The sequence below is a fragment of the Streptomyces spongiae genome (assembly GCF_009377185.1).
In the GTDB taxonomy this organism is placed as follows: Bacteria; Actinomycetota; Actinomycetes; order Streptomycetales; family Streptomycetaceae; genus Streptomyces; species Streptomyces spongiae.
Window position 1 is genome coordinate 1 of the sequence record NZ_VJZC01000058.1, and the last position, 12,161, is coordinate 12,161.

General features: G+C 71.7%; 9 protein-coding genes. 7 read left to right on the top strand and 2 right to left on the bottom strand.

Features of this window, described 5'->3' with window-relative positions; genetic code table 11:
• Positions 1-169: 169 nt before the first annotated feature.
• Entirely contained in the window at positions 170-1,588 is a 1,419-nt protein-coding gene (locus FNH08_RS11705; protein ID WP_322724273.1) for a family 2B encapsulin nanocompartment shell protein, read from the bottom strand.
• A 535-nt stretch (positions 1,589-2,123) separates the two neighbouring features.
• On the opposite strand from FNH08_RS11705, the gene FNH08_RS11710 reads away from it, so the two are divergent.
• From FNH08_RS11710 to FNH08_RS11740, 7 genes are all read left to right on the top strand, one after another.
• Positions 2,124-3,617, top strand: a complete 1,494-nt coding sequence (locus FNH08_RS11710; protein WP_322724275.1) for a Y4yA family PLP-dependent enzyme — start codon at positions 2,124-2,126, stop codon at positions 3,615-3,617.
• A complete protein-coding gene (locus tag FNH08_RS11715; protein ID WP_152771404.1) occupies positions 3,614-4,942 on the top strand; it encodes a pyridoxal-phosphate dependent enzyme in 1,329 nt (442 codons plus the stop codon). Before FNH08_RS11710 ends, FNH08_RS11715 begins: the two co-directional genes overlap by 4 nt.
• A 2-nt stretch (positions 4,943-4,944) precedes the next feature.
• Positions 4,945-6,204: an aminotransferase class V-fold PLP-dependent enzyme gene (locus tag FNH08_RS11720; RefSeq protein WP_152771405.1), complete on the top strand. Its 1,260-nt coding sequence runs from the start codon at positions 4,945-4,947 to the stop codon at positions 6,202-6,204.
• A 113-nt stretch (positions 6,205-6,317) separates the two neighbouring features.
• Entirely contained in the window at positions 6,318-7,121 is an 804-nt protein-coding gene (locus FNH08_RS11725; protein WP_152771413.1) for a class I SAM-dependent methyltransferase, read from the top strand.
• A 50-nt stretch (positions 7,122-7,171) separates the two neighbouring features.
• Positions 7,172-8,875 carry an ABC transporter ATP-binding protein gene (locus FNH08_RS11730; protein WP_407704354.1) on the top strand — a complete coding sequence of 568 codons (1,704 nt, stop codon included), beginning with the start codon at positions 7,172-7,174 and terminating at the stop codon, positions 8,873-8,875.
• A 14-nt stretch (positions 8,876-8,889) separates the two neighbouring features.
• Positions 8,890-10,692 carry an ABC transporter ATP-binding protein gene (locus FNH08_RS11735; protein ID WP_152771407.1) on the top strand — a complete coding sequence of 601 codons (1,803 nt, stop codon included), beginning with the start codon at positions 8,890-8,892 and terminating at the stop codon, positions 10,690-10,692.
• 82 nt (positions 10,693-10,774) lie between these two features.
• The gene (locus FNH08_RS11740; RefSeq protein WP_152771408.1) at positions 10,775-11,845 is read left to right on the top strand and encodes an iron-siderophore ABC transporter substrate-binding protein; all 1,071 of its coding nucleotides are present in this window, start codon (positions 10,775-10,777) and stop codon (positions 11,843-11,845) included.
• 105 nt (positions 11,846-11,950) lie between these two features.
• Here FNH08_RS11740 and FNH08_RS11745 read toward each other — a convergent pair whose 3' ends face one another.
• Positions 11,951-12,160 (bottom strand): MbtH family protein, encoded by a 210-nt coding sequence (locus FNH08_RS11745; protein ID WP_152771409.1) that lies wholly within the window; start codon positions 12,158-12,160, stop codon positions 11,951-11,953.
• Position 12,161: the final 1 nt, after the last annotated feature.

Consider the following 12,161-nt stretch of genomic DNA (forward strand, 5'->3'; position numbering starts at 1 on the left):
AGGCTGGGGGGACCGGGGAGCCGGAAGGGTGGCGGTGTCTCCGGCTGCGGTGGTGCCTCTGGGCGTGGTGCGTCCGGTGCGGGTGTGTCCGACCGCGGCGGTGGGTCCGACCGCGGCGGTGGCGGAGTCCCGGAACCGGGCGCCGGGGTGGCCGGCGCGGACGGTGCGCTCATTCCGCGGTCCACCCGACCTGGACGTTCTCCAGGATCCCCGCCGCGTCGGGCACGAGGACGGCCATCGAGTAGTACGCGGTGACCAGGTAGTTCATGATGGCCGTGGTGTCGACGTTCATGAACCGGACGTTCAAGGAGGGTTCGAACTCCTCGGGGATGCCGGTCTGGTGGAGGCCGACGACCCCTTGGTCCTTCTCGCCGGTGCGCAGCGCGATGATGCTGCTGGTGTGCTGCGGACTGACCGGGATCTTGCCGCACGGAAAGATCGGAACGCCCCGCCACGCGGGCACCTCGTGCCCCTCGACGTTCACCGTGCCGGGCACCAGACCACGCCGGTTGCACTGCCGGAAGAACGCCGCGATCGCCTTCGGATGGGCCAGGAACAGCCGGGTCTTGCGCCGCATCGACAGCAGCTCGTCCATGTCGTCCGGCGTCGGTGGACCGGAGAAGGTGCTGATGCGCTGCCCGTAGTCGATGTTGTGCAGCAGCCCGAACTCGCGGTTGTTGACCAGCTCCCACTCCTGGCGTTCGCGGATCTCCTCGATGGTCAGCCGGAGTTGCTGCTCGGTCTGGTTCATCGGGTTGTTGTAGAGGTCGGCGACCCGGGTGTGGACGCGCAACACCGTCTGTGTGAGAGACAGTTCGTACTCGCGCGGCACGAGGTCGTAGTCGACGAAGCCGCCCGAGAGAACAGGCTCGCCCACGTGCCCCGCCTGCACGGGCACGTCCGCCTCGCCCTTGCGGTTCATGGGCCGGCTCTGTCGCTCCGCGAAGGCGTCCAGGTGCGCGGCGAGGGACGGCGTACGCTCGACGAACGCTGTGAGCGCGTCCCAGTTGAGCGCGAGCACCACACCCGGCGTCTCGGCGCGCACCGAACTCAGCCACAGCGGGTCGTCCTGGCCGACGCCCTCGTCCCCCATGCCGTCACCGTCGGTGATGACCCCGATGACCTCCTCCTCGCCGTACTTGCCGGTGGTGTACCGGGTGAACCGGCCGTGCACGACGAGATACGCCTCCGTCACCGGCTGCCCGGCGTCGACGAGGACCTGTCCGGCCCGCACCTCCCGCACCCGGAACTTCCCGGAGAGCTCCCGCAGGGCCGCCATGTCGGAGTAGCCGCGCAGGGACGGCAGCTCGGTCAGCGTCTCGGGGATCACCTTGATGTCGTCGGCGCCGTTCTGGTCGAACTGCACCCGCCCCCGGCCGACGCGCAGCTGAAGACGGCGGTTGACCCGGTAGATGCCGCCCTTGACGTCCACCCACGGAAGCATCCTGAGCAGCCATCGTGACGTGATGGCCTGCATCTGGGGTTCGGACTTGGTGGTCGTGGCGAGCTGACGCGCCGCCTGGGTGCTGAGGCTGGTGAACTGCTGCTCGTCGGTGACGCTTGCCGGCAAGTTCTCCGGTACGGACACATTCCCTCCGAATACGCGAGCTGGGATAAGCGGATATGAGCGGGTTCGCAGAGGCGATGGAGGTCGAAGACGGGTTCCGGGGAACGGGACGCCATGACGGCACCCTCGTGACGGTGCGTGCGGTTGGGCCGGCCGCGCTGCGAGTCAAGCCAAACAGCCACGGCGGGCGGTCGGGAACAGCGTGAAAGGGGCGCCTTCGTGCCACGGAGGCGCGGATCCGAGGCGCGAGGCAGGCTTCCGGAGGGACACGTGCCTCCCACGCCGGTCGCTCATGGCCTCTGCACCCGGCGCAGCGGGCGCACGCACATGCGACGGCTGCCGCGGAGGCGCACACGCAGGCGCACGGGTGCGCCCCGGGCGGCCCTGACGGGCGTTTTCGCCAGGTGGGTGCATCCCGCCGACGCCTGGGCTTAAAGCCGCATGTGTGCGGACATGATGGCCCCGAACGGTTGTCTGGGCCGCTGTCGACGTGACGACGACAGCGGCTCTCCAGCGCCGGGAGCCGAAGCCGGCCGTGCACGGGGAGGAGCCTGTCGTGCGTGTGCCCTTGTACCTGCAGCCACGGCTCGAACCACCGCTCAGTTCCTTGTTGGAGGCCACGCCCTTCCTGCACTCGCTCGCCGACGCGCTGGGCTCGCCGCTCAACGTGCTGCTGCCCGACCGGATCGCCGAGAACGCGGAGCGGTTCCGGGCCGTGTACCGCAAGCACCACCTCACCGGCCGGGTGACCTTCGCGCACAAGGCGAACCGGTCCAGCGCCCTGTTACGCCGCCTGGCCGCGACCGACCCGGGCTCGACCGGCGTGGACGTCGCCTCACTCGGCGAGCTGCAACACGCTCTGAGCTGCGGATTCACCCCGGACCGCATCACGGCCACCGGCCCCAAGGACCCCCGGTTCCTGTGGCTGGCCGCCCGCACCGGAGTGACCGTGCACCCCGACTCGCTGACCGAACTGGAGCAACTGGCCGAGCTGGTAAGGAAGTTCGCACTGCCCAGAGTCGACGTCCTGCCCCGGCTGTCCGGGTTCGAGACGGCCACCGGCTCCGGCGTGTCCGGAGTGAAGGTGCTCTCCCGTCGCAGCCGCTTCGGCACTCCCGTGGGTGAGGTGGGCGCGCTGCTGGACGCGCTCGAGCGGCACCGGGACGCCGTCGAACCGGTCGGCGTCGCGTACCACCTGGACACCACCGGGCTCACGGAGAAGGCCGTCGCCCTGGAGCAGTGTGTCGTGGTCATGGACGAACTGCGCGCCCGGGGGCTCGACCCGCGGATCGTCGACATCGGCGGAGGGTTCGGCGTCGGCTACGTCGAGGACGCCGGACAGTGGGAGCGCTACACGACCGAGCTGGCGAACGCCGTGCTGGGCACCCGACCCGCCCTGACCTGGCGCGGGCACGGCTACGGCCTGCGGAACGAGGGCGGCACCCTCCGCGGAGCGCTGGGCCTGTACCCGGCGCACCGGCCCACCGCGGGCCCCGGATACCTCGACGACCTCCTCTCCGCGCCCGCCCCCGCCTCGGGCCGGCCACCGGCCACCCTCCTCCTGGAGCACCTCTACGACCTGGCCGTCCAGCCCGGCCGGGCGCTGGTCGACCAGTGCGGCGCCGTCCTGGCCCGGGTCCTCGACGTACGCCCCACCGACTCGGGCGACCACCTGGTACGCGTCGGCATGAACGCCGGGGACATGAGCCTGGAGGAGCACGGGGTCCTCGTCGACCCCTTGCTGCTCCCTCGTGAGGGTGGGCAAGGACAGGGAGACGAAGGGCCCGTCGGCATCCGACTCGTCGGCAACCTGTGCCTGGAGGCCGACCTGATCACGCGCCGGACGGTGTACCTGCCCCGGCTGCCACACGTCGGCGACCTCCTCGCCTTCGCCAACACGGCGGGCTACGCGATGGACTTCCACGCCCACGTCGCACAACGGCAGCCCCTCGCCCGGACGGTCGCCGTGGTCCGGGACGGCGGCTCCTGGCGGTGGTGTCCGGACGAGGAGTACTGGCCGATCACGCAGTCGGGGGGACCCGCGTCATGAGATACGAGAGCATCACCGAGGCCATCGGCAACACCCCGCTCGTGCGCATCGACCCGGCGGTGCACGGCCTGGTCCACATCGACCTGTACGCCAAGCTGGAGATGCTCAACCCCTTCGGTTCCGTCAAGGACCGGCCCGCGTGGAACATGGCCGGCCCGCATCTCGCCACCGCGGCCGAACGAGGCGAGACGGTCGTGGAGCTGTCGAGCGGGAACACCGCGAAGGCGCTCGCGCTGCTCGCCGGCATGCACGGCCTCAGGTTCAAGAGCGTCACCAACCGGATGCGGATCCCGGAGATCAAGGAGCTGCTCCTGCTCCTCGGCGCCGAGATCGAGGAGTTGCCGGGCAGGAGCGAGTGTCTCGACCCGACGGACACCGACGACCCGCTGACCCGCTTCCACCAGGCGCTCGCCGAGCCCGGCGGCACGTACCTGCACACCGACCAGTACTTCAACCCGCGCAACACCGAAGCCCACGCGTCGGGCACCGGCCCGGAGATCATCAAGGACCTCGACGGACGGGCGCCGGACTGGTTCATCGCCTGCGTGGGCACCGCCGGTTCCTCGACCGGGGTGGCCAGGGTGCTGCGCGAGCACGACCCGGACGTACGGGTCCTCGGCCTGGTCGCCCACAAGTCGGACTTCATCCCCGGCATCCGCACCATCGACGAGGTGCACCAGGTCGGCCTCTTCGACCCGGCGACGTACGACACCATCGAGTCCGTGACCGCCGACGAGGCGATCGACGGCATGGTGACCCTGATCCGCCGCTGCGGCCTGCTGTCCGGACCCACGGGAGGGGCCGCGTTCCACGGCGCGGTACGTCATCTCCGCGCGATCGACGATGAGCTGACGGAGCGTCGGACAGCCGTGTTCATCGTCTGTGACCGGGCCGAGAGCTACACCGGGTACGTACGGCAGCGCCGTCCCGAACTCGTCGGCAGGCCGCCCCTGAAGAACTCGGCGGCGGCGCTCACCGAGGCACAGGTGCGGGCGGAGGCCGCGGTCATCGACACGGAAGCCGCCCGGCGGTGGATCAGCGACGGCGACCCCGCACCCCTCGTCATCGACCTGCGCGGACCGCACGCGTACGCCGCGCTGCACATCGACGGGTCCGTCAACATCACCGACGAGCTCTTCGGTGAACTGCTGCGTGGCGGGCTCCCCTTCAGCAAGCGGCAGCCGGTGCTGCTGGCCTGTCCGGTCGGCGAGAAGTCCGCCCGCTACGCCGCCCTGCTCACCAGAATGGGCCACCCGGACGTACGCAGCCTGTCCGGAGGCATCATCGCCTGGCGCGACGCGGGCGCACCCCTGGTCCGGGACTGACCATGACCGAAGGCGAACCCACCATCACAAGCGACGAGTTGAAGAACCTGGCGGCCTGGCACCAGGGCGTACGCGACCAGTTCCCCATCGTCACCGGCCACCCCGAGCTGGCCTACCTCGACAGCGCGGCCACCGCACAGAAACCGCGGGCGGTCCTCGACGCCGTGCACACGTATCTGACGACGGCGAACGCCAACGCCGGGCGGGGCACCTACCCGTGGGCCAACCGGACGACCGCGCTGGTCGAGCGGACCCGGCGACGCGTCAAGGAGTTCCTCGGCGACCCGGACCTGGACCCAGACCCGGCCCCGGCCCCGGCCCCGGGACGGTCGGCCGTGCACTTCGTCGGCGGCACCACCGAGGGGCTGCGGACCGTCGCCCGCGACTGGCTCACCACCCACCTCACCGACGGCGACGAGATCCTCGTCCCGTACGCCGACCACCAGGCGAACCTGCTGCCCTGGCTGGAGGCCCAGCGGCTGCTGGCGGAACGAGGCGTCGGCGTGCGGGTGCGCGGGCTGCCGTACCAGGCGGAGTCCGGCGACTACGACCACCGCGCGCTGGCCGGGGCCGTCGGCCCGCGCACGCGCTTCGTCGCCGCCACACACGTCCACCACGTCTACGGCGGCGACATGAACGTGCACCGCATCCGCGCCGCCGTGGGCCCGGAGGTACCGATCTGCCTGGACGCCGCCCAGAGCGTCGGCCACCTGCCGGTGTCCGTGGCCGAACTCGACGTGGACTTCGTGGTCTTCTCCGGGCACAAGGCGCTCGCCCTGCCGGGCACGGGAGCCGTGTGGGCGCGCAACGACCCCGCCCGCGGACCGGAGTTCCGGCCCGGCGGCTGGCAGGGCACTCCGAACACCGCGGGCATCGCCTCCCTGGAGGCCGCGCTCGACTGGCTGGACACGGCGGGCACGGACCGGATCGCCCGCTGGGGCACCGCCCTCGCGGCCCGGCTGACCGACGGACTGCGCCACCTCGCCCCGTACGAGATCCTGGGCTGCCAGGCCAGTCTGGCCGCCGGCTCCCCGGTGCAGCGGCGCCACGGCATCGTCACCTTCCGGCACCGTGACATCCCTTCGGACGACCTCGGCTTCATCCTGTTCGGCCACGGCTTCATGGTCCGGGCCGACAGCCTCTGCCAGGCGGGCGCCGACGAGACGGACCCGAAGCGCGGCTCGGTGCGGGTCAGCGTGCACGCCTACACCACGGTGGAGGAGATCGACCGGCTGCTGTCCGTGCTCACGTCCTTGGCCTGAGCCCGCCTCAGCGCGCTCACCCCAACGATCCGACAACGTGAATGGGAACCGTTTTCACCTGTAGGGTCCTGATGATCTTAAGACCGGTGAGACGTCTGAGGTGGCACGGGCTGATGGGCGTGAGCATGGCGACGGCCAAGCTGTGGGTGGAGCGCTGGGAGCGCCAGCAGGAGCGGTACGCCCTCGACCGGGAGGAGCGCTTCACGGTGATCGCCGACGTTGTCGAGCACGTCACGGCGGGCCGTGCGAAACCCCTGCTCCTCGACCTCGGTTGCGGGCCCGGCTCCCTGGCCGTCCGGCTGGCCGCGCGCCTGCCGGGTGCCGAGATCGTCGCCGCGGACATGGACCCGCTGCTTCTGGAACTCGGCCGCACCCACCACCCGTACGCCGCCCGGTACGTGGAGGCCGTGATCGGCGACGACGGGTGGACCGGCGCCCTCGGGCTGCACCGCCCCCTGGACGCGGCCGTCTCGACCACGGCCCTGCACTACCTCTCCGAGCCGACCCTGCTGCGGACCTACCGCCGGCTCGCGGCGCTGTTGCGGCCGGGCGGTGTCGTCGTCAACGGTGACCACTTCGCTCAGGGCGGCCCGCCCTGCTCGGCCCTCACCGCACATGTCGCACGCCGCCGTGCCGAACGCTCCCGTGCGCACGGTCACGAGGACTGGGAGTCCTGGTGGGCGGCGGCGGCCCGGGACCCCGAACTGGCCGACCTGTTCGACCGGCGCGGCAGGCGTCAGGCGGCGCTCGGCAACCACGGCGCCCACAGCAACGAGCTGACCCTCGCCCGCCACACGCAACTGCTGCGGCAGGCGGGCTTCCCGCACGTCACCTCCGTCTGGCAGTTCGGCGACAGCCACGTCCTCGTCGCGGTCAAGGGCTCCGCAGGACTGGCCCACGGCGAAAAATGTGGTTAGCCTTACCTAAATTCTTCATGAGGATCACTTGTGACGGTTCCGGAGGATGCGTGAGGCGAGCGGACCCGCCGGGACGGGACGTGCTGTGGGGAGCGGTAGGGGGGCAACGCCGTGCCGTCGTGTGCGGCGCGGTCCTGGGGATGGGCCATCAGACCGGCGAGGCCCTCGTCCCGTTGCTCATCGGACTGGCCATCGACCGGGGCGTGGTGGACGGTGACGTCACCGGTCTGCTGCTGTGGCTCGGGATCCTGGCCGCCGTCTACGTGGGACTCTCCTTCAGCTTCCGCTTCGCCGCCCGGATCGGCGAGCGCGCCTCCGTCACCGTCGCGCACGACCTCCGCATCGCACTGATCGGCCGCGTCCTCGCCCAGGAGGGCGGCGCCGAGGACGGACGGCTGCCCGGAGAACTCGCCAACACCGCCACCGAGGACGCCAAACGGATCGGCGCCGTCGTCATCGCCGTCGTCTTCGGCACCGCGGCCGCCACCGGAGTGCTCGTCAGCGCGGTGGTGCTGCTGAGCGTGTCCCTCACCCTGGGTCTCCTCGTCCTGCTCGGCACCCCGGTGCTGCTGTGGCTGAGCCACCTGCTGAGCAAGCCCCTGGAGCGGCGCAGCGAGACCGAACAGGAGCGCGCGGCACGGGCCTCCGGCGTCGCGGCCGACCTCGTGGCCGGGCTCCGCGTACTCAAGGGCATCGGCGCCGAACCGGCGGCCGTCATCCGCTACCGCCGCATCAGCCAGGACTCATTGACCGCCACCCTGCGCGCCGCCCGTGCCGAGGCCTGGCAGAACGGCGTCGTCACCCTCCTCACCGGCGCCTTCCTCGCCCTGGTGACGCTCGTCGGCGGCAGACTCGCCGCCCGCGGGGACATCGGCCTCGGCGAACTCGTCTCGTCCGTCGCCCTCGCCCTCTTCCTCATAGGCCCCCTCTCCGAGTTCTCCTGGGTCAACGCGCAGCTCGCACAGGGCCGTGCCTCCGCCGCCAGGATCGCCGAGATACTCGACGCCGAGCCCGCCGTATCGGCCCCTCCCACGACCGACGGGCCCGTGCCGCCCCGGGTGGCAGGGCGACTCCGGCTGCGCGGGCTGTCGTACGGGACGCTGCGCGAGGTGGACCTCGACATCGCCCCCGGCGACACCGTCGGCATCGTCACGAGCGACCCCGCCGACGCCTCGGCACTGCTGCGCTGTCTGGGCCGCCGTGCCGACCCGGACGCCGGAGCCGTGGAACTCGACGGCACCGACCTGAGCGCGCTCGACCTCGCGGAGGCACGCGCCGCGGTCCTCGTCGCCGAACACGACGCGGACCTCTTCGAAGGGACCCTCCTGGACAACGTCACCGCCGCCGCGCCCGCCGCCGCCGACGTCCGGACCGCGATGGCCGCGTCGAGCGCCGACGAGGTCGCCCGCGCCCTGCCGGACGGCGCCGACACCGCCGTCACCGCGCGCGGGCGCTCACTCTCCGGAGGGCAGCGCCAACGCGTCGCCCTCGCCCGGGCGTTGGCCGCCGACGCCCCCGTTCTCGTCCTCCACGAGCCCGCCACCGCCGTCGACGCCGTCACGGAGACCCGGATCGCCGCCGGGATCAAGGACGTCCGCGAGGGCCGTACGACCGTCCTGGTCACCAACAGCCCCGCCCTGCTGGCCGTGACCGACCGGGTCATCCTCCTCGACGCCGGCCGTGTCGCCGCCACCGGTGACCACGCGCACCTGGTCCATGACCGCGTCGCCTACCGGACGGCGGTCCTGACGTGACCGACAACCGAGCGATGAACCAAGAGGCGTCGCCGCTGCTCCCCGTCGCCACGCCCGCACGCACGCGCGCCGCCGTCGCCGAACTCATCCGCCCGCACCGGTCGTTGGCGCTGACCGCGTTCGCCGTCATGGTCGGTGCCACCGCCGTCGGCCTGCTCGTGCAGCCGCTGCTGGGACGGATCGTCGACCTGGCCGCCGACCGGGGCTCCGCCGACGCGATCACGAAGACCGGGGCGCTCCTGGTGGCCGTCGCCGTCGCGCAGGGACTCAGCACCGGGCTGGGCCTGTCGCTGGTGTCCCGACTCGGCGAGACGACCCTGGCCCGGCTGCGCGAACGGTTCGTGGAACGGGCCCTGGACCTGCCGCTGGAACGGGTCGAGAAGGCGGGGTCCGGAGACCTGACGGCCAGGGTCACCGCCGACGTCTCGCTCATCGCCGAGGCGGTACGCAACGCCCTGCCGGAACTGGCCCGTTCACTCCTCACCATCGTGCTCACCCTGGGCGCCCTCGCCCTCCTCGACTGGCGGTTCCTGCTGGCCGCGCTGCTCGCCGTGCCGGTCCAGGTGGCCACCGCGCGCTGGTACGTCGCCCGTGCGATCCCCCTGTACGCCGAGCAGCGCGCGGCCGGCAGTGTCCAGCAGCAGCAACTCCTCGACACCATCGGGGGCAGCTCCACCGTGCGGGCGTTCCGGCTGGAGCGGGAGCACATCGAGCGGGTCACCGATCGGTCCTGGTCGCTGGTGGGGCTGACGATGCGCGGGGTGCGGCTCGTGCTGGGCTTCTACAGCCGGCTGCACATCGCCGAGTACATCGGGCTCGCCGCCGTCCTCGTCGCCGGCTACTGGCTGGTCCACGACGGCTCGGCGAGCATCGGCACCGCGACCGCCGCCGCACTGTACTTCCACAGCCTGTTCGGTCCCGTCAACGCGGCCCTCGTCCTGCTGGACGACGCCCAGTCGGCCACGGCGGGCCTGGCACGGCTCGTCGGCGTCACCGACGAGCCCGCGCCACCGCGGCCCGTCCGTCCCGTCGTGCCGTCGACCGCGGAGGTCACCGTCCGCGGGGTCGGCCACGCGTACCGCACCGGACATCCGATCCTGCACGACATCGACCTGACGATCCGTCACGGTGAGCGGGTGGCGCTCGTCGGCGCCAGCGGGGCGGGCAAGACGACCCTGGCCCGACTCGTCGCCGGCATCCAGCCGCCCACCACCGGAACCGTCCTGGTCGGCGGCGTCCCACCGACCGAGCTCGGCCAGTCCGCCGCCGGTCGCACGGTCGCCCTGATCACCCAGGAGACCCACGTCTTCGCGGGCCCCCTCGCCGACGACCTCCGCCTCGCCAGGCCCGACGCCACGGACGACGAACTGCGGTCCGCCCTCGACCGCGTGGAGGCCCTCGCCTGGGCCGAGGCGCTCCCCGACGGCCTCGACACGGTGGTCGGCGACGGCGGACACCGCCTCAGCGGCGCACAGACGCAGGCACTCGCACTGGCCCGGCTGATCCTCGCCGATCCGCCGCTCGTGATCCTCGACGAGGCCACCGCCGAGGCGGGCAGCGCCGGAGCGCGCGCCCTGGAGAAGGCGGTCGGCCGCGCCGTGGACGGCCGCACCGCGCTGATCGTCGCCCACCGCCTCAGCCAGGCGGCGACCGCCGACCGCGTCGTCGTCATGGACGCGGGCCGCGTAGTCGAGACCGGCACCCACGACGAACTGCGCGCCGCCCAAGGCCCGTACGCGGCCCTCTGGAAGGCGTGGTCCGACACAAGGGACACCACCGGCACCGACACCTCTGACGTCGCCCGCGACCCCGGCTGAGCCCCGTTCGACGCCGGCTCGCAGAGCCGCCCCCCCGCACCGCCCGGCACCACAGGAAACCGAACGAAGGATCACACCACCGATGTTCCGCTCCCGCAGAGCACCGCGGTTCGCCGCCGCGCTCGCCTCCGCCGCCCTGCTCCTCGTCACCGCCACGGCCTGCGGCGGCGACGACTCAGGATCCGACAACACGGGCGCCGGCTCGGAGGCGAGTTCCTCCGGCGAGTCCGCGTTCCCGGTCACCGTCGCCCACAAGTACGGCAGCACGACCATCAAGTCCGAGCCGAAGCGGATCGTCACCGTCGGCCTCACCGACCAGGACTCGGTGCTCGCGCTCGGCGAGGTACCGGTGGGCACGACCGAGTGGCTGGGCGGCTACAAGGGCGCCATCGGTCCCTGGGCCGAGGACAAGCTCGGCGGGGCGAAGGCACCGACCGTGCTCAAGGACACCGGCACCGGCCCGCAGGTGGAGAAGATCGCCGCCCTCAAGCCGGACCTGATCCTCGCGGTGTACGGCGGACTCACCAAGGAGCAGTACGAGTCGCTGTCCAAGTTCGCCCCCGTGGTCGCCCAGCCCAAGAAGTACAACGACTACGGCGTCCCGTGGCAGGAGCAGACGGAGACGATCGGCAAGGCGCTCGGCAAGCCCGAGGAGGCCGCCAAGGCGGTCGCGGACACCGAGGACAAGATCAAGGCCGCCGCCGCGGAGCACCCCGACTTCAAGGGCGCCACCGCGGTGATGGCCACACCGTACGAGGGCATGTTCGTGTTCGGCAGCCAGGACCCGCGCTCGCACCTTCTCACCGACCTGGGCTTCTCCCTGCCCAAGGACCTCGACAAGGTGATCGGCGACCAGTTCGGCGCGAACATCAGCAAGGAGCGCACCGACCTGCTCGACCAGAACACCATCGTGTGGCAGGTCGGCGACGTCACCAAGGACGCGGCGAAGCTGCACAAGGACGCCTCCTACAAGGACCTGAAGGTCGTCAAGGAGGGCCGCGAGGTCTACGTCAACGAGACCAGTGACTACGGAAACGCCCTGTCCATGGGCACCGTCCTCAGCCTGCCCTACGTGATCGAGCGCCTGGTTCCCCAGCTGGCGGCCGCCGTTGACGGCAAGACGGACACCAAGGTGGAGCAGCCCGCGTCCTGACGCTGTTTCAGGGGTGTCCAAACGGTTACCCGGGTGACGGGGAGGGGCCGTCCGCGAGCACTGCTCGTGGCCGGCCCCTCCCTCGTTCTGCCCGCTTCCCCCTTGTCAGCCGCCCATGGACTCCGCCAGGCTCCGCGGCCGCATGTCGGTCCAATGGGCCTCGACGTACTCCAGGCAGGACTGCCGTGACGCGGGTCCGTGGACCACCCGCCAGCCGGCCGGCACGTCCACGAAGTCCGGCCACAGGCTGTGCTGGTCCTCGTCGTTGACCAGCACCGAGTAGACGCCCTCGGGGTCCTCGAACGGATTGCTCATC